Origin of the sequence: Sulfolobus tengchongensis (assembly GCF_036967215.1) — an archaeon.
Lineage (GTDB): Archaea > Thermoproteota > Thermoprotei_A > Sulfolobales > Sulfolobaceae > Saccharolobus > Saccharolobus tengchongensis_A.
The window spans coordinates 439,903-463,666 of sequence record NZ_CP146016.1; the positions used below are offsets into that span (position 1 = coordinate 439,903).

General features: G+C 29.7%; 19 protein-coding genes and 1 pseudogene. 9 read left to right on the plus strand and 11 right to left on the minus strand.

What is annotated here, in order from left to right; translation table 11 throughout:
• Window positions 1-615: 615 nt before the first annotated feature.
• On the plus strand, window positions 616-1,359 hold the full coding sequence (locus tag V6M85_RS02255; RefSeq protein ID WP_338602460.1) for an FkbM family methyltransferase: 744 nt from the start codon (window positions 616-618) through the stop codon (window positions 1,357-1,359).
• A 453-nt stretch (window positions 1,360-1,812) separates the two neighbouring features.
• Here V6M85_RS02255 and V6M85_RS14175 read toward each other — a convergent pair.
• The 6 genes and pseudogenes from V6M85_RS14175 to V6M85_RS02280 form a co-directional block, all read right to left on the minus strand.
• Window positions 1,813-1,940 (minus strand): annotated as a pseudogene (locus V6M85_RS14175) (IS5/IS1182 family transposase); the annotation flags it as partial.
• Between the two features lie 155 nt (window positions 1,941-2,095).
• Window positions 2,096-3,829 carry a hypothetical protein gene (locus V6M85_RS02260; protein WP_338602463.1) on the minus strand — a complete coding sequence of 578 codons (1,734 nt, stop codon included), beginning with the start codon at window positions 3,827-3,829 and terminating at the stop codon, window positions 2,096-2,098.
• A gap of 553 nt (window positions 3,830-4,382) precedes the next feature.
• A complete protein-coding gene (locus tag V6M85_RS02265; protein ID WP_338602466.1) occupies window positions 4,383-5,048 on the minus strand; it encodes a hypothetical protein in 666 nt (221 codons plus the stop codon).
• A 6-nt stretch (window positions 5,049-5,054) separates the two neighbouring features.
• A complete protein-coding gene (locus V6M85_RS02270) occupies window positions 5,055-6,824 on the minus strand; it encodes a hypothetical protein (RefSeq protein ID WP_338602469.1) in 1,770 nt (589 codons plus the stop codon).
• A gap of 647 nt (window positions 6,825-7,471) precedes the next feature.
• Complete coding sequence (locus V6M85_RS02275) at window positions 7,472-8,455, minus strand: glycosyltransferase family 2 protein (RefSeq protein ID WP_338602472.1); 984 nt, start codon at window positions 8,453-8,455, stop codon at window positions 7,472-7,474.
• 42 nt (window positions 8,456-8,497) lie between these two features.
• On the minus strand, window positions 8,498-9,394 hold the full coding sequence (locus V6M85_RS02280) for a glycosyltransferase family 2 protein (RefSeq protein ID WP_338602474.1): 897 nt from the start codon (window positions 9,392-9,394) through the stop codon (window positions 8,498-8,500).
• A gap of 58 nt (window positions 9,395-9,452) precedes the next feature.
• Here V6M85_RS02280 and V6M85_RS02285 point away from each other — a divergent pair, with 58 nt between their 5' ends.
• Window positions 9,453-10,553, plus strand: a complete 1,101-nt coding sequence (locus V6M85_RS02285) for a glycosyltransferase family 4 protein (protein ID WP_338602476.1) — start codon at window positions 9,453-9,455, stop codon at window positions 10,551-10,553.
• A 401-nt stretch (window positions 10,554-10,954) separates the two neighbouring features.
• Window positions 10,955-12,085, plus strand: coding sequence for a glycosyltransferase (locus tag V6M85_RS02290; RefSeq protein ID WP_338602478.1), 1,131 nt, complete (start codon window positions 10,955-10,957; stop codon window positions 12,083-12,085).
• On the opposite strand, the gene V6M85_RS02295 is transcribed toward V6M85_RS02290, so the two are convergent.
• On the minus strand, window positions 12,065-13,570 hold the full coding sequence (locus tag V6M85_RS02295) for an oligosaccharide flippase family protein (RefSeq protein ID WP_338602480.1): 1,506 nt from the start codon (window positions 13,568-13,570) through the stop codon (window positions 12,065-12,067). The two genes, V6M85_RS02290 and V6M85_RS02295, sit on opposite strands and share 21 nt — an antisense overlap.
• A 3-nt stretch (window positions 13,571-13,573) precedes the next feature.
• Window positions 13,574-14,659, minus strand: a complete 1,086-nt coding sequence (locus V6M85_RS02300; RefSeq protein WP_338602483.1) for a glycosyltransferase family 1 protein — start codon at window positions 14,657-14,659, stop codon at window positions 13,574-13,576.
• Between the two features lie 98 nt (window positions 14,660-14,757).
• On the opposite strand from V6M85_RS02300, the gene V6M85_RS02305 reads away from it, so the two are divergent.
• The 5 genes from V6M85_RS02305 to V6M85_RS02325 are packed head-to-tail and all read left to right on the plus strand — an operon-like array spanning window position 14,758 to window position 18,788.
• Complete coding sequence (locus V6M85_RS02305) at window positions 14,758-15,681, plus strand: glycosyltransferase (protein WP_338602486.1); 924 nt, start codon at window positions 14,758-14,760, stop codon at window positions 15,679-15,681.
• Window positions 15,682-15,690: 9 nt separating this feature from the next.
• Entirely contained in the window at window positions 15,691-16,353 is a 663-nt protein-coding gene (locus V6M85_RS02310) for a DUF1616 domain-containing protein (RefSeq protein ID WP_338602489.1), read from the plus strand.
• A 47-nt stretch (window positions 16,354-16,400) separates the two neighbouring features.
• Complete coding sequence (locus tag V6M85_RS02315; protein WP_338602491.1) at window positions 16,401-16,871, plus strand: DUF1616 domain-containing protein; 471 nt, start codon at window positions 16,401-16,403, stop codon at window positions 16,869-16,871.
• Window positions 16,868-17,110, plus strand: a complete 243-nt coding sequence (locus tag V6M85_RS02320) for a hypothetical protein (RefSeq protein ID WP_338602493.1) — start codon at window positions 16,868-16,870, stop codon at window positions 17,108-17,110. Before V6M85_RS02315 ends, V6M85_RS02320 begins: the two co-directional genes overlap by 4 nt.
• 13 nt (window positions 17,111-17,123) lie before the next feature.
• Window positions 17,124-18,788: a hypothetical protein gene (locus V6M85_RS02325; RefSeq protein WP_338602496.1), complete on the plus strand. Its 1,665-nt coding sequence runs from the start codon at window positions 17,124-17,126 to the stop codon at window positions 18,786-18,788.
• Here the strand turns inward: V6M85_RS02325 and V6M85_RS02330 are convergent.
• A complete protein-coding gene (locus V6M85_RS02330; protein ID WP_338602499.1) occupies window positions 18,759-19,874 on the minus strand; it encodes a glycosyltransferase family 4 protein in 1,116 nt (371 codons plus the stop codon). The genes V6M85_RS02325 and V6M85_RS02330 overlap by 30 nt on opposite strands.
• Before the next feature lie 56 nt (window positions 19,875-19,930).
• Here V6M85_RS02330 and V6M85_RS02335 point away from each other — a divergent pair, with 56 nt between their 5' ends.
• The gene (locus V6M85_RS02335) at window positions 19,931-21,073 is read left to right on the plus strand and encodes a glycosyltransferase family 2 protein (RefSeq protein ID WP_338602502.1); all 1,143 of its coding nucleotides are present in this window, start codon (window positions 19,931-19,933) and stop codon (window positions 21,071-21,073) included.
• Here the strand turns inward: V6M85_RS02335 and V6M85_RS02340 are convergent.
• Both V6M85_RS02340 and V6M85_RS02345 read right to left on the minus strand, forming a co-directional pair.
• Window positions 21,039-22,238, minus strand: a complete 1,200-nt coding sequence (locus V6M85_RS02340; protein ID WP_338602504.1) for a glycosyltransferase — start codon at window positions 22,236-22,238, stop codon at window positions 21,039-21,041. The two genes, V6M85_RS02335 and V6M85_RS02340, sit on opposite strands and share 35 nt — an antisense overlap.
• 222 nt (window positions 22,239-22,460) lie before the next feature.
• On the minus strand, window positions 22,461-23,582 hold the full coding sequence (locus tag V6M85_RS02345; RefSeq protein ID WP_338602507.1) for a glycosyltransferase: 1,122 nt from the start codon (window positions 23,580-23,582) through the stop codon (window positions 22,461-22,463).
• Window positions 23,583-23,764 lie beyond the last annotated feature (182 nt).

Sequence of the window (23,764 nt, forward strand, 5' to 3'; positions counted from 1 at the left end):
TCTAACCCTCTCCATATTTTCAAACCACACCTGATTAAAGGAAGCAACAACACTAGAAAACACCTTACCCTTCATGACAATAAGCAAACTCAAACTATAATCAACCATACTAAAACTCCTAGTAACAGCCTTAGTATCACGATTAAAACTAGTCAAACAACCTCACCATAACCCTCAACACGAAACGTATTTCTTTTCTCCTCTTATGTTGTTGATTTTTGGTAGTGGGAGTTGCTTTATTGGTATTCCTAGTATGTATTGTGCTAGGGTTATTAGGTTCATTATGGTTGACCTCATTCGTATCTTGGTAACCCTAGCACAAGTGTTTTTCTCTAGGGTTTTACGTGGGAATTTTTGTATATACGATTTTACTAAATTTTTATTTTTCTCGTATTACATACTAATTCTGATGACTGCATTCCAACGCTCCCCTACAAACTGCTTTAGAGCTGTGTATTAATAATTTATCAGTTTTAGCACTTATTTCTATTCACATTATATTTAGCTAATTATCACTCTACTTTCTAAAAATTTGGAAAAAATAAAAAATCTATTAATTATATATTGTTGTAAGAACCTTAATGCATATATATCACAATTGATATAGAGATAAATATGAAATCAAAAATTATCAACTTACTAGGTGTACGTCCGCTAAGTTTTAGAGACTTATATCTAATGGTGAATTTTGTTCTCAATCATAAAAATATTAAGGCGATGGAAAATGATCATAGATTAGTAAAAATTAGGTATAATAATATTATATGGAATTTGCGATATTCTATGCTAGATTTTGATTTAGGAATAGTAATGGCTACACATGAGTTAGAAATAATTAAATGGATTGATTTCAGAGCATTAAGAACTTTTGTTGACGTAGGAGCTTACATAGGAACATATACGCTAAGAGCAGCATATTATGGAGCTAATGTTTACGCTTTTGAACCAAATCCTTATAGTTATTCTATCTTAGAACATAATATTGCTGATAATAATTTTAATAATGTCAAATTATATAATGTAGCATTATATGATCAGCCTGCGGAAATGGATATATGCATAGGCGATGTGGGTTCCTCTTTAGTTAGAGAATGTAATAATCAATTTAAAGTAAAAACGTTGACCTTAGATAGTATTAATTTTAATGAAAAAATCGATTTAATTAAAATTGATGCTGAAGGAGCTGAATATCCCATACTTAAAGGAGGATTAAAAACATTAGATATGACCCAAAAAATTTTAATTGAAATTACAAAAGATGAACAAGATATTCACAACCTTCTAGTATCTAGAGGATTTAAGATAATGAAAAAAGGCAAAACTAATGAAACTACTCAGTATATTCTTTATGAGAGATAGGAAAACATTATTTAATATTGCTATTTAATTTATTTATTAGATCAATTAGTTTTTGCTTGTATTTTGGGATTATGATTCTCCATAACTCTATCTTTATTCTTAGTGAAGTAGTGCGTGTAGCGTTTAGTAATAAATCTTTCTATCAAAAATTTTGCATACTCATAACTACCATTGAGCACGAGGACCTTATATAAGTATCTGAATTATATCTTTACAAAGTATATATTTGTCTCACTAAATTTCCTCTAAACTAGACTCATTAAGTAATACACTACGCCACGTGAATCTCACTCACCAAGAAATCAGCAATTATAACGTGATAAAGCCAAAACTTCAAAAGAGAAGCTTAAAGAACACCCCTAGCACTAATCCCATCACCTCTCTTTAAAGCAGATATCACAATCTCAACCCTTGACCTCCTACTCCAATTATATGGCGACTCCTTATCTAGATTAGGAATTCGTTGAACATGAGCGGTGCTTTGTAGGGTCTTGTTTTAGTCTTTCTTATTGACTGCCTCTAGAAGTTTGTGCCAATGATCAAACACATAGTAAGGGGGAAATTATCTCGTATCTAGTTATGAGGTTCTCGTCGTACTTTGACCAATCTCTAGTGTATTTCCTTTCTCAGAGGACATGATTATCATTATTGGTATTATGCCACTTTAACGTTAACTCTTCAGAAATTCTACAAATTATATAAATTAAGTTTTATATGTTTTATATAAAAATTTATATTATCTCCTTCTAATAGCTATCGTAATAAAAGCTGATGTAATAATTATAATTATTATTGTAATAAATGCTATTAGAGGGATACCATTAGATAAGTGGGAAGTAGCTAATCCACTACTGGTACTTATTGGATAATAGTATATGTTTATACTGGCGGGAGCTGTTACATAATATTGGCTAATTGAAGAATTAGACTGGAAATACACACCATCATATTCATACTGCAATGGTATTTGAACTATCGATCCATACGGTTCCCATAAATTTTCATTGAATATCGTTGAGTTGGAATAATAACCTTTTAAATTAACTAGATATTCTTTTATATAATACACATTTAGGTTAAGTGGAAATGACAAAGTTACATTTCTGTAGTTAGCATTCAAAAACACTAACCTAACCGTAGAATTGAAATAGTAAACGGGATATATGTATATTTTTGTACCTTGATTAAACCACGCCGTAGTTATTGTGACATTAGTTCCGTTTACTGAAAGCGGAACAGGTAAATTAGCAACTACAAGATACTGAATGGTATAGTTTAATTTACCGTAATTTGGAGAGGAAAATGATTGGCGTGGAATTATTGCTCTCGTACCATTATTTATATAGTGGATCTGAGGGTTGACTGTTACAAAGGTTCCGTTGTCAACCCATATGTTGCTGATGTAATATACAGAACCATTAGATACACTTATTTGTAATGGAAAAGGGAATTGTAAATTATATTGTATAAATTCATGATCATTTATTATCATAGGCGATACTATAGTGAATATCCCAGTTACATTTCCGTAAACGACCAGTCTATAACCATTTATCAATGGTAAATATTGGGGGATAAATATCTTAGTTCCATAATTATACCAATTTGAGGTCAGATTTGTATAATTGCTATTATTAATTTGTGCAATAATAGGATATTTAACCTCTAAATAATACTGCATAATTTGAGTATCGTTTATGAATAATGGTTTAGTAACATATATTAGGCCAATGACATTTCCGATTGTATAAATTCTACTAACTTTATTTAGGTATATAAACTGCGGTATTACCAACTGTGTGCCATTAGACAACCATTCTGTGTTTAAGGTTTCTAAACTATTATTTACATAGAGAGTAGTTGGCCGTGAAAAATTAACTAGATATTGTATTAGATATGTTATATTCACTACCAAGGGCGAATTAACGCTAAAAGCAAATTTCTCTGAACCATTAACATAGACGTGTGTTATTATATATCTAACGGATCCATTCTGGTACATAGTACCTTGTGGAATCCTAAGTAATTCTCCGCTTAAATACCATCCTGTTGTCACTGGTGATCCATACATGTCATGTACAATTACATAGAACTCTCTCACATACTCTGGAGATACATAGGTCGAGTATAGTTGAGTAGCATTAAAAATGACTGATGTAAAATTATTTGTTACATATATCTTTGCTATCCTAACTAACTGAGAAGAAGAAAAATTAAATAGTGTTCCATTTATATTAATCCCAATTAAGTGCATTCTAGATGTGTTACTTTGATAATAGAAATTAATGAATGTAACATTAATTAAGCCTCTATAATTAAAATAATATGTGCCTGGAGAGTAAATTGTATCATTTACTTTAAATGGTAATATGCTAGCTATTTCTATAACATAAGATACACGACTATGAGAAGTAGGTATAAATATTATGCTAACAAGCACAAGTAATAGGATAATTAGTATTAGCCTCATAGTTATTAATTACCTTAGTCAAATATATAAGATTTATCTACAGAAGTCTACGTATGCTCATAATCAAATCTATATATTAACTTTAATATATTCTCAAATTAGAGTAGTTTAAAAGCTATTATAAGGCTAGGATTATTTTTCTCTGAAAGTTTGAACGTGAGTAATTTTCTATTATATCACTTAATTTGTGATATATTGAAGGAGAGATCATGTGAAAGATTGTAATATTGGCAATGTGTGTGCCTTAAGAGAAGGAAGACTATAGACTTCTTGTGGAAGAGGTTTATATGATTTACGTAATATATTATGATATTTATTGATTATTAATTATTCTTTTTAGAGATTTTATAAAATCAATATATAGAATCAAAAATAATAAAATTCAGATATCATTCATTGTATGCTGTGATAAATAATTGACCGGATATATAGTGCAATTTTATGCTTTGAAACACTGTTAATTCTTTATACTCTTTAAAATACTCCGTAGACAACATAAGGGCCATTAAACAACTTAAGCTTATTTATATAATATAATACATATTTGCGACTTTTACAAACTTTCAATGGTTATCAAGTATAGGACATCATGAAAAAATTGTTTGATTAAGACTAATGGGGAATCAGGACTGTAAACTACTATTCTTACCTTATTAGTGCTGGCAACTTTATGCAAATACCAAGAATTATTAAAAGTACCATAATATTTATTAATAAAGAAATACGGAGTGGAGATAATTATTATTTTTCCAGAGCCATAATGATAACAAGCAACTAAGGTGAAATTATTTATCGTTATTAGAGGATTTCCTCCTATTATAGGATTAGCGTAAGGGAAAACTAATGTATAATTAGTTTCATTATACAGAATTATCTTGTTATTCATATAATAATCTAAATTATTAGTTATAATGGTATCACCTATAACTACAGTTATATTCATCTCCTTAAGGAAATAATTTACATTGGTATAATTACCGGATAAGATTATTGTATTTCCTTGTAATAGATATTTAGCGTATGATGTAACATTATTGATATTTTCAAAAAGTAGCAGTATTGTAACATTTGATGAGGAAGAGATTTGAAAGCTATTATATAGCTGAGAAGTTCCCTCAGCTGATAAGTTATAGGGGGAAAATTCATAAGTATCAGGGAAAAATATCAGTGTAAGGAGAATAAAAATGATAATTGAACTGATTATCAATACATTTTTCATCAAAATTCACCCTTTAATAGCAAGTTCTTTTAATTTGAACTCTCGCTTTCTAGTATTCTTTTTATGTCTCTTTAGGATTCGTAATAAAATTAATCCTAGTGCTATTAGAAGAATAGGTACGAGAGCATTATATACAGTAATATTAGCTTCTATTACCTCCCTATAAAAGGTGTATTGAGGATCAGATTCAATATATATTACTTGTTTTCCATATAGTATACTAAGCTTAGGTTTTACCTCAATTGAAAAATACCCATTATGTGTAATTGCCTCATATCTCGAATTACCTATAAATATGAAGACCTCGGTTCCATTTAGTGGAGTATTATTATAATATAGTTTACCCGAAATTTTTAGTGGTAATGGGATTATCCACTTATTATTAATATTTACAGTTAAATTTTCATGATAGAGTTTAGGGACAAATGTTATATTTTTTGTGACGGGAGATAAATATCCCTTAGGAAGCACTTTAAGAGTTAATACGTATGTGTTATTACTTATGTTATAGGGTAGTGGAAACTGGATACTGAAATTTTCGCTTACAATATAAGTCTTAGTATAATTAAGTAGAGATATTATTAAGGTCCTGTTATAACCAGTAACATTTCCAATAATTGTTAGATTTGTACCTACAAGTGGACTAGAAGGAAATATGTTAGCATATATCTTAGTAAATACTACATTACTATGCATAGAAAGTTTAGTTATATTTGGTAAGAAAACACTATTTCCCTCGTACAATATTGTTAAGTTGAAAAACTGCAAATAGGTTTGTAAATTAAGAGGAAACGAAAATGTACCATTTGTTACATTTACTACTTCGGAAAAATTCAGATAACTAATGAATATTGTGCCATTTACTGTAATATTATATGGCGAAAGTAAGGTCCCATTTATTATTGTAGTAGTGTTAAATAGTACTGTAGGTGTTGTAATTTTAATCTCCACAGGTATGTGAGAACTTCTTGGCAATTTATCTATAAGACTTATTAAAATGTAATTCTTTTGCACTATGTTTTCCGCATTAGTATAATTCTCTTTTAATATGTGCAAAAATTTTTGTAGATATATTTCTTCACTATATGAGCTTAATAATCGAGCATAGTATGTTATATTATTATAAATATTAGTGAAATTATTAAATTGTAACATTAATTTAGAGTAATATTCTTTACTCTCATTTACATCTCCATTATGTAATGAGAGATATATGTAGTCAGAGAGATTTTTGATCTCTCTTAGTTGATTGATAAAAGTTCCTAATAGTTTATAAGTCTGATATGTGTAGTTTTCTAGATTCTGTGGTAAGATTACATGTGGCTGTAGCTGATGATATTCTTTGGGGTTTACAAGAATTTGAGTATAATCTTGTAATAATGGTGATGTAGATGGAGCTGGATTAATAATACCAGTTGGTGCATCAGGGGCATCCTTGTAGACATAAAACGAAGATGTTGTAAGGGATACTATTATTATTAAGGTCAATATGAAAGCTGAAATATTAATATCTCGTAATAATTGCAAATAATTAAGGACATAGAAGGAAATGAACATGGGAATACTAAATAAGATAATGTGTATTAAAATGTCATAAAAACTTAAATATATATATATAACTGATTCTAAAATTAATATAGCTATAATTATATTTAATGAACCTACAATTATTGTATAATACGATTTTAATGCAGATCCTCTTATTAATTTATTGGATAAAATTCCCACTAGGACGCCCATGGATACGATCAGGGCATAACTATCTATAGTATTCACACCTCTATGTTATCTTATGAAGTTTATAAATTTCATGTCCATTTAGGGATAATAATCATGAGTATAAGGTATTGCATGTTTCACCTCTAACAATAAAACTATTTTTCATAACTTGTCTAAGGCTGAAGACAAGGTTGAATCTCCATTAACACCTATCCCTCTCTTGGTTTCATAATCACTTTGTGTGAAGAATTATAGGAATTGTAATCTGATTATGGGAGAATACATAAAGTCGTCGTATAAATAACGAAACATATTAGAGTTAGATGTTACAAAAGTTCTCTCAGTATTATAAATAGTATATACAAAATCTCAGTATTATATATATAATTTAGGCTTTCAAAGGTTAAGGATATGACTGTTATTATATAAGATTTGAATCAATTATACATATTAAATGTTCATTATTAGATATATGAAAGCCTAGTTAATTATATATCAATAAAATGGTAATTTCAGTAGTGTATCTAGCTTGAATCAAAGAAGGAGAAATCTAAGACTCTTGGGGAAGAAACAAAATTTTCTTAGAGGAAAATAACAAAGATTAAAAATATTTTTTATTAAATTCAACTAAATTATAAAATATAAGTATATATGATTATTCAGAAATTAATACTGAGACTATATTTAATCAGAAAAACTTAATATTAAGCCTGTGATTGTCTTTCTGATAAGATATTAGTTACTATAGGCTTTCGATCTCCATGTTTAATTATAAGACCCTTTTTTGTTAGATAATCTTCGTTGTATACGAATGTCCTCCTATTTTTAATTCTAATGCTGAATATTTTATATGACTTTAATACAACCCACGCAAGTGCTCTAATTCGTGAAGAAGCAAGATAAAATTTTCTTCTTAAAAATATATCCATAAATATGCTTCCAAAAAAATAATAAAGTAATTTAGGCAAGCGTCTAATAAGAAACTTATAATTAAAATTCTTAAAAACAAAATATAGCCTTCTACTCTCTAGATAATATGCTAATCTTTTTTCTCTTTCTACAAGAGATTTTGAAAAAGAGCCATGTTCATGGTGGAATACTGTAGCAGTAGGAAGAAAGACAACTTTGTTTCCCTTTTTTATCGCTCTCAGACAGAAATCAGTCTCATCATATCCATAAAAGTACTCTATATCGAAACCTTGTAACTGTTCAAAAATTTCTCTACTCATTCCTATTGCAGCACCTTTTGCATATGTTACATAAAATATGGAATTTACTTCATCCGGATTATGTCCTTTAAACAATTCAAATGGATATCCTAAGTCGTCTATTAATCCACCTGCTGCATCAATTTTTTTGTTATCACCTATTAGCTTCAATTGAACAATGTAATTTGGATTTTGCTGAATAAATTTAATAAAATTTTCTAACGTATCCACCATTAATTCTGTATCGTTATCTAAAAATAGTAAGAATTTACCTTGAGATGCTTCTACCCCCTTATTCCTGCAATATGCCAAACCTAAATCTTTTTCGATTTTGACTAACTTAAAATTACCATTAATATCCTGTGTATCTACTACAATAAGTTCAAAGTCTTTAAAAGTAGATTTATCTAATGATGATAATAGTCGAGGTAAGTTCTCCTTTCCTTTAACGTTTACCACTATGATACTAAGCATTGACATATAACTGACCCTTTTAGTGAATTAAAAGAGCTGAAGATATATTTAAAAATATTTTTTTATAATAGCCCTTCTTATAGAGGCAAATTCTTCATAGCCGAATACTTGATCTCCTAGCATCTTTAAGAAGATATTTCCTTGTTTACTTATTCCTTTTATAAACTTTCTTTTTGAAGATATATAATTACCTTCTCTAAATAATGAAAATAGTGCCTTTATTTGAGCTACTCTGTTTGGCCCTTTAAGGGATTGAAAGAATCTGGCGAGGAATAAGAGAGGAAAAGTGGTCAAAAGTTGTGTGATTTCATAGTATGTTAGTAAAAGTAGCATTTGATTCCTTAGCATTAGATATGATGTAAAAGGTGATGGTAGCTTTCTAAAAGTACCATGGGCCTCATGATATACTTTTGATTTTGGAACCATCAAAATTTTATATCCTGCCCTGTATAATCTCCATGATAATTCAGCATCCTCCCAATAGAAGAAGTAATGTTCATCAAAACCTCCTACTTGCGCTACAATATCTCTCCTAACAAGAGCAGCTGCTGTGGAAAACCAAGGAATTAGTCTAGGTTTATCATCATATGGCCATTCTGTATAGAGACTTTGTGTAGCAGCTATATTCTCATCAGATTTTATGGTTTCTAGCAGTATGTCTAGCCAGTCTGGTTCTGGTCTGACGTCATTATCTAAAAATGCCATAAATTTGGTTTTAAACCTTTTTAAAGCAATATTTCTAGCATAAGCGGGACCATAATTTTTATCTAGTGGTATTATCTTTACATCTAACGATTTGACGTATTCTACACTTCCATCCTTTGATCCGTTATCTACAACTACTACTTCCTTATATGGGTATTTGGTATTTAGAACTGATGGCAAATATTTTTTTAATAGTTCTATTCCATTATAGTTCAACACGATTATTGGTATTTCCTCCATCTGAGTATTTTATAGTACTAAAAGATTTATAAGCTAATATAATAAATAGCAAAGCAAATTGAGGATAGTACAAGTTTCGCCATTCTATTATCCAGTAATAGGAGGTGTAGAGAGAGTAGTAAAAAAAATCTCTGAATTTCTAGCAAGTAAAGGCTATGAAGTTATAGTTGTAACCTATAATAGAGATAGGAATAACAAGACAAGATATAAGTCAATAGAAGAAATAAATGGAGTAAAAGTAATAAGAGTGAATCCATTAATAGTGTGGTCTCATGGCAGTTATTCTCCATCCATAGCAGAGGTTGTGAAAGTATTGAAGCCTGATATTGTCCATGTACATGTTTGGAGACACCCTTATGTGTTTCAATTAAAGAACATTAATAGTATAAGGATCTTACAGCCCCATTCACCATTCTATACGTTACAACAAGTAGGCTTTGTTACATACGCATATTATAAGTTGATAGATAATCTATTAGGTTCCGCTATTAGAAAATATAATATTATAAGCATGACTCCGTTAGAACAACAACTACTCATGAAAAAATTTAATGTTAATTCAACACTTATTCCTAATGGTGTAGATGATGAATTGTTTTCAATAACTCCACGAAGCTATGATTTCTACTTATATATTGGAAGACTCAGTAGAGAAAAAAACATCTTTACATTATTGAAAGCGTATAAGAGATCAAACATTAAGCGTAGCTTAATTTTAGCAGGACCCGATAATGGAATAGCCTCAGCTATTAGAGATTATATCAGAAAGGAAAATTTAAATGTAAAATATATAGGAGAGATATCAGAGAAAGAAAAAATAGAGCTGTTATCTGCATGTAGAGCTATAATCAATCCCAGTCCTTACGAAGGATTTGGACTTACATTGGTAGAAGCTGAGGCGATAGGTAAGCCTGCCATAATTGTTGGGCATGGAGGACAAGAGTTTGCTGCACCACCAGGATTAGCTAGTATAATGGCCGAAAATAGTGTTCAAAGTCTAGCGGATGCTCTATTACAAATGGAAGACGATAAAATAGTTAAGGTATTGTCACAAGGAGCAAAAATGTGGGCAGAGAATTTCAAATTTAGTGTAATTATTAAAAAATACTTGGAATATTATTTGAATCTTTTTGAAGGTAAAATAAACAGAGTATTATAATAATAATTAGACTATACAAAGTTTATAGTGAATAAAACGTAAATATAGGTTAACTCGGCCTAACGAAAACATCCAGAATTTATAACTATATAACTTTTATTATGTTATCCATAGACTAATTACGCAAAAATTGTTATTAAAAGAAGATCAATATTCAGCATTTTTATTGTATTTTAAAATAATTTTTCTTACTAGTTATATCTTAGTTCATAAAAACTTTTAAGGAAATTTCATACTCTGAGCTTTATTGCTTAAGATAAGTTAAATTATCATATTCCGATTTTTTAATTTAATAGTGGATTTAACAGAATTGAGGAATAGGTCTTGTGAGTAAAAGGTCTTGTATGAAATCTTAATATAAATGATCAAGGTTTTTAATCGATTATGAAAATATACTTCAGATGACTAGATTACTTTATGTTAACTTTGGGCATCCTGCTATATCTGGAGCTACTACGACAGTTGTAGAATTAATGACAAGATTGCCAAATATGGGTGTTAAGGTAGATTTGATCGAAGTATTATCTAAAGATGAAAAAGGTTTACTTGATACTTATCCCGAGCTTAATGACAAGATTAATTTAATTTCTCTTGTAAGATTACCCACAAATAATAATTTAATAGGGAGGACTATTAGGCAGATTTATCGTAGTTCCATACTGAGAGCAAAAATAAGAAAAATGATTGATAATTACGATTTTATCATAGGCTTCGATACGAGAAAGACGATACATATGATTTATTCTGAGCCTTATATAATGTTTCCTTTATATAAATTTTATTTAGAATTGATTAAAATGACTAATTTAATTGACGGAACAGCATGGTTTATAAATTCGATAAAGGTCATTAGAAAATTTAAATCTAGTAAGTTGAATATTTGTGCAGGAAAAATTTTGCAAGAATTATTAGGGACTAAGTATAATATATACTGTAAGGCGCTTGAACCTCCTGCAGGCGTAGATTTAAATTTAATAAGGAACGTAGAGCCGTACAGCTACCAGTTTGATGCAATACATGTGTCTAGACAGGGTTTTATTAAAGGTACACCCGAAGCAATACAAGTTATGAGGATGTTAGAAAAACAAGGATATTCAAGATTTGCACTTATAGGATCACAAGATTATGGATTCGATTTAAATAGATATTTAATGAATAAAGATAATATAAAATATTTTGGAGAGATAATAGATAAAAGAGTAATGTACTCTATTTTGAAATCAGCTAAAGTTTTTATCTATCCTACGCATGCGGACTCTTTTGGAATAGTAGTTGCTGAAGCGTTAGCATGTGGCGTACCCGTAGTTGCTTATGATATACCTGCAATGAGGTATTATTATGGAGATTGTAAATCTGTTAAACTAGTAAAAGAAGGTGATGTAAAACAAATGTTTCTAGAAGTCTTAGAGATTTTTAAAGATTATGACTACTATAAGGCCTTAGCAGAAGAATGCGCGTCCAAATATAGTTGGGACAAAGTAGCTGAGTCTTTCTTAAATATTTTGAAAGATTTACAACAGAAGTTTTCTTAATATTTTTCCGATGTAATGTAAATGCGAATTCTGAATCACAGATATTAATATATCTAGTTCTTGTCTATTTATTACATTTATTTTTACATATATTCTATATAATAGAAGAATAAGAGAAATTGCTAATATTACTCCATATATATTTTGCATAAAAAGGACTGGGAGTAAGATGATAATAGAAATTATATATAATTTAAGAGTATCCCTTATAGGTAATTTAAAATTGTATAGCTTTTTAACGTAAGAAAACGAAATTATATAACCTGGAATCCATCCAATCCAATTACTTATAAAATATCCTAAATAGCTATATTTCGGGACCAGAATTGTAAGCAATATGGTGTAAAAGATAATATTAATGGTATTTACTTTCGAAACGAATTTTGAATAACCTTGAAAGAGTAATAATGAATTAATAATTGACACGCCTGCAATAGTTATGATAAGGGGGCTTATTAAAGATAACCTTAAGAGTGTAGGAGCTAAGGTATATTGATTGCCTGCAAGAAGATTAATTATCTCATTAGATAAAAACATTACAGAGATAACGATAGGTATTTGAACTATAATGTTTAATTTATATAATTCATTTACAATTTTTTTAATATCATGCTTATTTTTATCTAATTTCGATAATGTAGGTTGCAAGGCATATGAGAGTGGATTAAGGATAGTATCAAATAATGTACCTAGTTTAGATGAAGCATTAAGGTTTGAGATCACAAATATCGAAAAAAATCTATTAGTTAATGACGTGGCGTATATTCCCGAAATTGTATTTCCTAAAGATTGCATTACTAGTGGAATTCCAAATCTTAGTAATTCTTTAATATCCACGAGACTTGGCCTGGCTAAAAATGAATTTCGTTTAAGTACAGCAATACCGTAAAAGATTACTCCACAATACCCTAACATATATCCTATTATGACGCCATATATCCTAAGAAAACTTAATCCTAGTCCTACACTAAAAATTGTTTGAAGTGAATAATGGATTATCCACATATTACTATTTTCCTTGGTAAGTTCTAGTCCTAATATACCTGAAAATATAGAACTTGAAGCCCAGTATGGTATACAAAAAAGACTCGCAAATTCACCATAAGGAATAACCTGGGGTTTATTGTAGATAAAGGTAAAAATATAGGGAGCTAAAATATACCCTATAATAGCTAGTATTATGCCATAGAGTACATCAAAGACTATTCCAGAAGATATCATGCGATATACCTTAGCTAGATTGTTGCTCTCTTTATATTTCGAAACGTAGCGTGTTACGGCCATATTAACACCTAAGTTACCGAATACACCAACAGTGTAGGGCAAGGACATGGCTATGCTTAATATGCCGTAATCTGTAGGAGCTAAAATACGTATAACTAAGACCGATCCAATGAAACCAATGACATGGGAAATAAATCTTCCCTGTAACAAATTAATATAATTAGTTACTAGAGCTCTACCAAGCTTCTCTAGTTCTGTCATTTTTTAAACCTCTTTATATACCTTTATCAAAGCTTTAGCGATATTCAAGTAATTAAACTCTTTCGCTTTATCTAGTCCTTTCCTTATCATTTCTTTTCTTAAACCTTCATCAGATATAACCTTAGATACTTTTTCAGCTATATCTTCTGGATCTTCTGGGTTAACTAAAAGACCTACTCCTTCTGCAAGTTCTTTCATAGACCATCTATCTGAAGTTACTACAGGTGTGCCACATGCCATCGCTTCTATTATTGGCATTCCAAATCCTTCATAAATAGAGGGAAAAAGGAATAGTTCACTCGCATTATAATATTTTACCAGTTCATCATCACTTAAATGTTCATAGATTATTACATCTTTCGTATCTCCAAGCTCCTCTTGGATCATTCTTATACCATACCTCCAAAACGCGCCTACTATAACCAATTTTATATCATAGCTACGACGTATAATTTTGTACGCTCTGATCAAATTTCTAGGATTTTTGAGCCTATCATATCTTGCTACATTTAGAATAAATTTTCCAATTTTTTGTCTTATCGGTGTAAGCTCCTTTTCACTGATTTTTCTAAATATTGGGTCTAACGGATTATAAACTACAGAAATCTTACTCTCATCAACATCAAGAAATTGAATTAGTTGTCTTCTAGTACTTTCAGAAATCGCTATTACGTGATCTATATTTTTAATAATTGTCTTTAGGACAAGAATGTTAAGCCTTTCTTTTGTGTTCATAAATTCAGGTAGAATTAATGGCTTAACGTCATGGACAGTTAATATTTTCTTATATCTAGCAGGTAAAAGTAACATAATGCTAGCACTTACATACGGATAAACAAAATGATATACATCTGGATTTAATTTTCTGACTGCAAAATAATGTGATATTATATCCGTTATTATATCTTTTCCAAATATTTTAGGATATTTTTTAATTTGCAAAGATTTAAAATCATTTCTGAGTTGTAACTTTGAGACTAGATAGACGTCTTCACCCAGCTCACTTAAACCTCTGTAAAACAAGAAGGTTAATCTACCTAGGCTCCATTCTCTATTAACACCAGCGAATCCCATGAGTGCAATTTTCATTATGTTCTTACTTCTACCTATAGCTTATAAATGATTCGTAGATAGATAGTTATAATTTACGAATAGTTTTTTAAGTCTAATCTGATAATAAAATATCAATGAGTGAACCATTAGTAAGTATAGTTATACCGACTTTGAATTCACAAAAGACAGTTGAAAGTACTTTAGAATCTTTAAGTATACTTGATTATGATAATTTTGAGGTAATAGTTGTAGATAGCTATTCAACTGATAAAACTTTGAATATAGTAAGTAAATATGTGGAAAAATATAAGATAAGAATAGTTATGGAGAAAAGGAGAGGTAGAGGTGTAGCCTACAACAGAGGAATTTTTGAGAGTAGAGGAAAATATGTAGCCTTTCTAGATAGTGATGCTAGAGTAGGTACATCATCTTGGATTAAAAATGCGGTCAAAATTATGGAAAATGATGATAGTGTAGGAGTAGTTTTCACTAAGGTGTACTCACCTCCAGATTCTAAATTTATCCAGAAATCTATAGATACATTTTTATGTAAGGGATTTACAACTGCTAATGGAGCGATTTATAGAAAAGAAGCCGTAATAAAAGTAGGTGGATTTAATGAGAATATGAATTATATGCAGGAAGATGAACTTCTTTATAAGTTAGAGAAAGCAGGATATAAGTATAAGGTTAATTTCGATGATAAGATATATCATTATCATAGAGATTCAATAAAGTCATATGTTAAGCAGAATATGGAGGCTGCAATTGGAGCAAAATATTTCTATAAAATTACAAGGGAAAGATGGGTGATTAGGGACGCAGTATTACGTTTATCTACATTTTTATTGTCAATTATACTGGTTATAACACTTGCTATATTTAACCCAAAAATTTTGGGCTTGCTTTTATTATTGTTCTATATCTTAATATTGTTAAAAACTGAGTTTGAGACTTGCCCTCAATATAAATGGTCAAAATATGTGTATTTTTCTCCTTTTCTAATATATCTATCTATAGTAGGCTATTCAATAGGTTTTTTAACTCGTAAAGAATAAAGAAAAATAATGGTAGATCTCAATCAATTGATAGCCCAATATAAATTAATCTATTCTCAGTACCTTATAAAACAAGAGATATATGAAATAGAGCTTTATGTTATAGCTAGTTTTCCATTAATTATTTTTATCATCTATTATTTTTTTAAGGGTTCTTTTCAAAAATATTATTACTTATTATGGTTTAAGTTAAATAGAAACAAAAGAATTACTTCTATAAAATCTTCGAAAGATAGTCTAGGTAAAGGTGTAGTGTTAGGACTAATTGTTATGTTATTAATATTTTCTTTTGGAGTTTATGTATTAAATACTCAGTCTAAAGAAAGCTTTTCTGAAATGTTGCTCCTAAATTCTAATGGTACTATTGGAAATTATCCTTCAAATCTTGTACCTGGTGAAATAGGATTGGTTTATGTCGAAGTACAAAATCATGAGGGAAAACCTATGCTTTATGAAATTAAAGTAATTTTGGAAGAAAATACTACAAATAGTACCTTATATACAATATTCAACATTGTAAATAATGATGGGGTTTGGAAAGCTCCAATAAATTTTTCAATAAATAGTACTGGTATATTTAAGATAGTGATATGTCTATACTATTATAATATAACAGTACAAAATTTTGTTTACACCAACATTTTTGATCAACTAGTAGTAAGTGTGAGATGATTAATTAAGTATAAATACTTAAAACCAATATAACATGGATAGTGAATATGCAAAAGCAGAGCGTAATGTTAAATAAAACCGTTGAGGAAACAATAGATGAGTTGATTAAGAATGGATATAATAAAATTGACGCAATAAAATTTGTCCATGACAATTACGATATAGAGAATAAATTAGATTTGATTAGCTTTCTTATTCATATAAGTTCCTTAGTGCTATTATTGTCTTTGTTTGTTACAGTGCCTCTGGTAATCTTTTTAAAGATTGCACTAGGTACGTTTTATTCTATATTTTTTGTGGGCTATGTTATATTAAAGGTATTTTACTCTAAGGAACTAAGACAACTTTCAGAGTTGCAGTTACTTGGTCTTTCATTAGGAGTTAGTTTTGCCGTAATAGGTATACTAGGATTATTACTAAATTTCACTGTAGGCATTACTTCTCAAACTGCTATATATAGTGTAGTAGGTATAACAGAATTGTTTAACTTAATATCTAATTTAAGGGGGTCAAAATGAACTATAAAAATTATCCAATAAGTTTAGGGATAACATACTCAGTTCTTTCCTCTATTTTTGCAGCTCTTAATGTTACTGATCTGAGAATATACGTCTTAACTTTCGCTATACTTTCCGTAATGATAGAGATAATTTACTATCCTTTTCCAAGGAAATTTGGTTATATAGCATCTGCTATTAGTGGGTTTTGGGTAATATGGAGTATTTACTATGTGTTACAGATATTTGGAGTAGTATGAGGGTGATTTTATTATGAGGATAGAAAAAGTCTATCTATTATTAATGATTTTATCATTAGAACTTATCTTAATGGAAATTATTAACATCTCTATCTCTAACTATAATCTATTAAGATATCCTTTCGGACTAACTCAACAGTTACCTCCATTATATTGGATAACTGAGTTCATTTTGGCCATAACCTTTATTCTCCCTATAATAAAATATGACTCTTTCAGTAAAAATATTTATAATTATACTATGCCTTTATTATATTTATTACTTCTATTCAATACTTTCTTTATATTTTATTTTATAAATCCTGTTTTTATACTCTCTAGAGATGAGCTTGGGCACTCTGCCGAAGTGTTTAGATTACTTTATACACATACTACACTACAAAATCCAGGCACCTATCAAGCCTACTATCCTCTAGGATTTATTTATGGTGCTATATCTTATTTGATGAGTGGTTTAAGTCCATCTACATATTTTATTCTATTTGGGCCTATGTTTTTTACAGTATTTCAGAACATAGTCGTTTATGCTCTGCTTAGACTATTCTTTGAGTCACCTAAGTCAGAGCTGGGAATATTTATTTACATGTTATCATCTATGCCATTTTATGTAGCTGAATGGTCACCGCAACTAATGTCATATAACTTGTTATTTCCGGCGTTTCTTATACTTGGGTTAATAGTAAAGAAAGGCGGTATAAGATTTCTTCCTTTAATGATTTTAATCTCAGAGCTAACTGGATTAACGGATATAGGTACTTTTGGAAGTGCTATAACCATAATTGCAGCAGTTATTATATTTATTAAGAAGATAGGAAAATTAAATTTGAAATTTCTTACGTATACTGGTTTATTAACAACCTCAATCTATATTTACTGGGTGTATTTTAATCCGTTAGCACAAGGTGCACTAGGAGGCGTACATGTACTGTTAAATGATTTCATAGATGTTATAGAGTCAATATTTATTCCGCAATCTACAAAGAATCTCCAATTACCTACGAGCACATTGATATATACTTTCATTCCTCCTTCTCCTTATCATTTCTATTCCGTCGCAAGTAAGCTATTAGACGGACTTATATTTTTATTGTTCTCTATAATTTCTTTTGTTTATCTATCAATAAAAGGAAAAACAAACAATTATATATGGTTAGCTTTTACGGTAGGCAGCGCACTACTATTAATGCAATCAGCTATAGGGTTAGCTGATAATGTTAGTAACGTATTAACTAGAATGGTACCACAAACCATGTCATTTTACACTATAATTATAATATACTTTCTATATAATAAGAGACTTTTAAGAATAAGTTTTACTATTTTCTTAATGTTAACTATTCCTCTTTCTATCTTGGGCTATGCAATGATAGCTACTTCAGAACACTCTCCAGAAGCTGCTTTCTTTGGTGGTAAATTACTAGGGCAATATGGTATAGATACAGATTCTACTTATGGATTTTACGTTGCAGTATACAAATACGAAGGAAGTATTATACAGCCAGATGGTATTAATTTAAACGGAATAAGATTTGCTGGCCCTTACATAGAGACTTTATCATTATATTTTAACGGACCTAATCTTGAAGGATATAACAACTACTATCATGAAATAATTCAGAATTATACTATCTTCTTCAATTCCGGTGATTTATTGGCTGGAGTAAACTGTTTCGTATAACTTCATGATTTGCAATGCAACTTTATCCCATTCAAAATTTTCCGCTATGTATAAGGAATTTTTGCCAAGTTCTTGTCGATTTATTATGGCTTTGAATATAGCATCGGCTATTTGATTATAATCCGTAGGATCAACTAAGTATCCGTTAAAATTGTTTTTTACCACTAAGTAATTAGGACTATTTTTAGATACAATAACGGGTAAACCACTTCCTATGGCATCTAATACAGCATTACTTATACCTCCATCACCAAAAGAGTCTCCTAACATCACAAAAACGTCTGCTGTATTATAAATGTATTTTCTACGTTCATATGGAATAGGATTCATAAATATAACTTTATTATCTAGCCCGAGACTTTTTGATAGTGACTCCAAGTGATTTTTTAGATATCCCCATGCTACAAGTACTAATTTAGCCTCTGGAATCCTTCTAGACAATATAGCGAATCCCTTAATCAACTCTGGTAGTCTCTTTCCATTAACTAGTTGACCTAAATATAAAATTATTATATCATTGTCATTAAAACCAAATTCAGATCTTATTTTTGAACGAGATTCATTTGTTCTTAATCCATCAGTATCAATTCCTAATGGGATAAGAAATGGATTAATTTTCAAACATTTTTTAATCTCTTTCATTATTATTTCATTAGGTACAATATACGCAGAGGCATTTCTATATAAAAGAGACATATAAAATCTTCGTAAATTCCTTTTGAAAAATGATTTTTCTCTCAAGCTACTAGCCCCAATTATGGTTACTACTTTTCTCTTTATAGGTAATAATTCTATTCCAGCGTAGTATCCACCTATTGCATGAACTATATCTGCATCTTTTAATACATTAAATGTCCTTAATGACGAGATAAGAATTCTCGCAAAGTACATTATATTATGAAAATTTGGTGTTTTCACATCAATTAATTTAAAATTATCATTAATGATTTTAGTTCTATCACTTCTACCTATTCTTATTCCTATCACTTCTATCCCCTTTTTACTAAGTCGCTTCGCTAGTTCATATGAATAAACTTCTATTCCATCCCAAGGCTTATCAGTAGAAGGAAAGAGTACTACTCTCATCACTATTAATCCCTAGAATAAATATTTAAAGATTAGTCCAATTAATTTCTACTAGTATGTTAGTGTCAATAATAATACCTACCTCTAATGGAGAAAGTACTTTGAGCGAAGTTCTCAATAGCATAGCAGTACAAGATTATAAGCAAATAGAGGTAATAATTATAGATAACGGATCAAAAGACAGATCTTATGAGATAGTACAAAAGTTTATCAAAGAGGTAGATTTCAGCGTCAGATATTTCAGATTTGAAAACAAATTAGGTCATGCAGGAGCTATTAACGAAGGGTTGAAAAGAGCAAAAGGGGATATAATAATGATCCTTCATGATGATATTAAATTAGGAGAAAGGAATTGGATTTCTAGTATGCTTAAAATTTTTGAAAGAAAAGAAGTAGGAGTTTCCTCTTCACTATTTGTCACATATCCAGATAGATTAAAAGGAATAAATAAAGTATTTAGTTATATCTATATTTTAGGTTGGCATAAATTAGTTGAAATGCCTATTCAAGAAGTAGCTTATACTGGGCTAAATAATGATTTAGTACGTAGAGAAATAATAGAGAAAATTGGTGCACTTGATAATACATACCCATATAGTATGCATGATATAGATTTCTCAGAAAAAGTTAGAAGATTGGGGTATAAGATAATTTTGAATCCTAAGGTCCATGTAGAACACTTATTATCTTTTTATCAAAGAAATCTCAAATCTCATTTCATTAAAGCTTGGCAATATGGTTTTCCTTCAACCTTAATATTAAGGAGATATGGGTATTTGCCCAATTTAGATAATTTTTTATTTTTTATATATTCTTTAATATTTATTCTCTCATTCTTTGTAAATTTTAATATTTTATTAATATTATCAGTTATCATCTCCCTCCTCTCTATTCCATTAGAACAACCTAACTTTTATAATAAAAATAAGTTCGTTATTAGGGTAGAAAAACTTAGCATTAGTTATATTGCAGGTATAATATTATATACTCTATTTAGGAACCTATTTTTTATTGCATTAGGTGTTAGTGTCATATTTTATAGAGCACTAAAGAGTTCTATTATAGCATATAAAGAATTAAATAGCAAAAAGATTTCCTTTCAAGTCTTCCTTTTCTATTTTCTATGGAATTTTGTCAATGGAGCAGCCGTATTTGCAGGTATATTCAAGTTTCTATTAACTCACGATAAAGCGAAATAACTTGATCAATAATTTTCTTATTATCATATTTTTTTAAAATATTGCTTCTTGCAATTTTTCCCATCTCCTCAATTTTATTTCTTGGAATTTGTGAGATATTATACAAAGATAGTGCAAAATCATTAACATCGTAGACATTAACATGAAATCCATCTACTCCATCAGTTACTTGTTCTACTAGACCTCCATTACCTTTAGTTACCATAACCGGCCTACCAGATAGCATTGATTCGGTAACTACTCTAGCCCATGTATCGGGGACTAAAGTAGGAACTACCACGACATCAACATCAGATAGAAGTTCCTTCATTTTATTTATATATTCTGTGTATGGAAATCTCTTAGTTAAGACTACTTTGTCTTTAATACCTAGTTCACTTATAGTTTCCACTACTTTAGGTTCTTCTAGGCCCCCAGCTATTTTTAACCTAATTTTTTCATTGTATTTTAATGCAATCGAGAAAGCCTTAAGTAACTGGAAAATCCCCTTTCCTTGATCAGGATAACTAATGTATGCAAAAGTAAAGCTATCTGAAGGATGATATTCCACATAGTCAATTGGAGGAGTAATTGCGTTAATATTTATTACTCTTATTTTATCCTCAGGAAATCCTCTGGACACTAATACCTCTTTTACAATATTACTCACTGCTAAGATTATACTAGCTTTAGACACATACTCTTTTATCTTGTCCAACTTCCACTTAGCATATAAAGCTTCTAAAGGGGACAAAATTTTATGATATCCATTTTTCTTGTTGTAAATACATCTAGAGATTTTTGTTAGGCTTTGACAATCACAATATGGGTTATCCATTGAATTAAAGTAACACGTCGGCCACCAATATTGAATGTTTATAACAGTTTTAGCTCCACTTTTTTCAGCTATTGGCAAAATTCCATACATTGCATTAGCAAGGTGTATGACGGTGTCTTTAGAGTTATGAATTATGTTAAATATTTTTCGTGCATAATTTTCAGAATTAACCATTTTCTCATATCCAAAAATCATGCTCTTAGGAGGCGATGGTAATGTCATATACTCTGAACTAAATGTAGTATATAATTGAGCATCTATTCCATATTCAAGCAGTTTTTTGTATAAAAGTAACATTGTGGCAAATGTTCCCCTTTGTTGGGTCTCAGTAACAATCTTAATTTTCATTGCTATATGTATTTGAGTACTAGAATCATTTAATTTTTACTTGTCTTTAACTGGTTCGAATGAAATATTTATGAGATATATTTTAATATATATTATCCATAATAATAATATATATTAAAATAATTATTGTTATAATATAAGCTCCATACTACTATAATGTGAATAAAATTTCCTGCGTGTCATTAACATGTAATAATAATAATCACAAGAAATCTAAACTATCTATTCTTTTCTTATAGTTTTTAGTATACTACCTAGCCTAGATTTAAAAGTATCATAAGAAAATTCAACTGCTCTCTCCTTTGACGCTTCACTCATTTTCATATATAGATTTTCATCTCTAATCAATTCTAGTATTATGTTAGAGGCTTCATCAATATTACTATAAGAGAAACCATATTTTCCTTCTTTAGTTATATCAATCCATGATCCTGTGGCTCTGTAAACTACAGGTACAACACCAACTGACATAGCTTCTTCTACTCCGAGACTTATATTATCATTTCTCATGCAATGCAATATTATTTTTGCCTTATGGAACAATTTCCATTTCTCAGATTCAGGAACATCTATTAAAAGTTCTACATTATCACCTGCTATATTCTTTAAATACTCGAAATATTTCCTGGAAGATTTAACGTAGTTTAGACCACCTATTATTTTGAATTTTATTTTATTATTAACTTGTCTAACTTTCTTTGCAATTTGTATAAATTCGTCCCAATGCTTAGGTTCTACGTATTTTCCGACTCCAACTACCAAATTCTCTCTCTCTACGTTATCATATTTTTCAATGTTCATGACAGGTGGGTAAACTACTGAACAGTTGTACTTAAAAGTATTTTCCATTATCGACTTTATGTAGTATGAACTGCATATTAACCTATCAGAATTAGCTAGTTTCTCTAAGATACGCATATTGGCACTTAAGTAAAGTTTTCTCAAATTCTTATACTTAGAATATAGGAGATCTTTATAGAACATAACAGAAGGTGGATAAATCACGTACGTTAAGTCGAGACCTAAAGGTATTTCAGTATAATATAGGTTGACACTTAGATTAACATTTTTAAGTAATTTAGTTAGTTTAACTATAATATAGTCAATGAGTCCCGAAATTACTGGTCCCTTTACTAGTTTTATCTTGGTATCTATGATATCTAATGAGTAAGCTAGATCCGGTGACAGTTTGAAAATATCAGATAGTCCGTTTTTTTCTAGAAATATTCCATACTGTTTAGAAAAGCCGTATTCTTTAAGTACTCTTGAAAATGCTACTGCAACCTTGGCCTCGCTACTGAATAAAATTGGAGGCATAATTACCAATGCTTTTAAATCTTCCACAACTATATCATACTTATATTGGATAATAAATTTCTATTGGATCTGCGGGATCTCTGAGAAAACGTTAGTTGCTTCATAATTGCTCTTATATAGTTAAAAAACCAATAAAAATTTTTAATTCGTAATAAAGATTAAAGGGTGGTCTCTATTTTAGAGAGTATCCTACTTACACAAAATTGAAT

Bases quoted from the DNA above. Each gene is read 5' to 3' on its own strand.
- V6M85_RS02255 (WP_338602460.1), top strand. From the start codon at position 616: ATGAAATCAAAAATTATCAACTTACTAGGTGTACGTCCGCTAAGTTTT.
- V6M85_RS02260 (WP_338602463.1), bottom strand. From the start codon at position 3,829: ATGAGGCTAATACTAATTATCCTATTACTTGTGCTTGTTAGCATAATA.
- V6M85_RS02265 (WP_338602466.1), bottom strand. From the start codon at position 5,048: ATGAAAAATGTATTGATAATCAGTTCAATTATCATTTTTATTCTCCTT.
- V6M85_RS02275 (WP_338602472.1), bottom strand. From the start codon at position 8,455: ATGTCAATGCTTAGTATCATAGTGGTAAACGTTAAAGGAAAGGAGAAC.
- V6M85_RS02280 (WP_338602474.1), bottom strand. From the start codon at position 9,394: ATGGAGGAAATACCAATAATCGTGTTGAACTATAATGGAATAGAACTA.
- V6M85_RS02290 (WP_338602478.1), top strand. From the start codon at position 10,955: ATGACTAGATTACTTTATGTTAACTTTGGGCATCCTGCTATATCTGGA.
- V6M85_RS02295 (WP_338602480.1), bottom strand. From the start codon at position 13,570: ATGACAGAACTAGAGAAGCTTGGTAGAGCTCTAGTAACTAATTATATT.
- V6M85_RS02300 (WP_338602483.1), bottom strand. From the start codon at position 14,659: ATGAAAATTGCACTCATGGGATTCGCTGGTGTTAATAGAGAATGGAGC.
- V6M85_RS02305 (WP_338602486.1), top strand. From the start codon at position 14,758: ATGAGTGAACCATTAGTAAGTATAGTTATACCGACTTTGAATTCACAA.
- V6M85_RS02310 (WP_338602489.1), top strand. From the start codon at position 15,691: ATGGTAGATCTCAATCAATTGATAGCCCAATATAAATTAATCTATTCT.
- V6M85_RS02315 (WP_338602491.1), top strand. From the start codon at position 16,401: ATGCAAAAGCAGAGCGTAATGTTAAATAAAACCGTTGAGGAAACAATA.
- V6M85_RS02320 (WP_338602493.1), top strand. From the start codon at position 16,868: ATGAACTATAAAAATTATCCAATAAGTTTAGGGATAACATACTCAGTT.
- V6M85_RS02325 (WP_338602496.1), top strand. From the start codon at position 17,124: ATGAGGATAGAAAAAGTCTATCTATTATTAATGATTTTATCATTAGAA.
- V6M85_RS02330 (WP_338602499.1), bottom strand. From the start codon at position 19,874: ATGAGAGTAGTACTCTTTCCTTCTACTGATAAGCCTTGGGATGGAATA.
- V6M85_RS02335 (WP_338602502.1), top strand. From the start codon at position 19,931: ATGTTAGTGTCAATAATAATACCTACCTCTAATGGAGAAAGTACTTTG.
- V6M85_RS02340 (WP_338602504.1), bottom strand. From the start codon at position 22,238: ATGAAAATTAAGATTGTTACTGAGACCCAACAAAGGGGAACATTTGCC.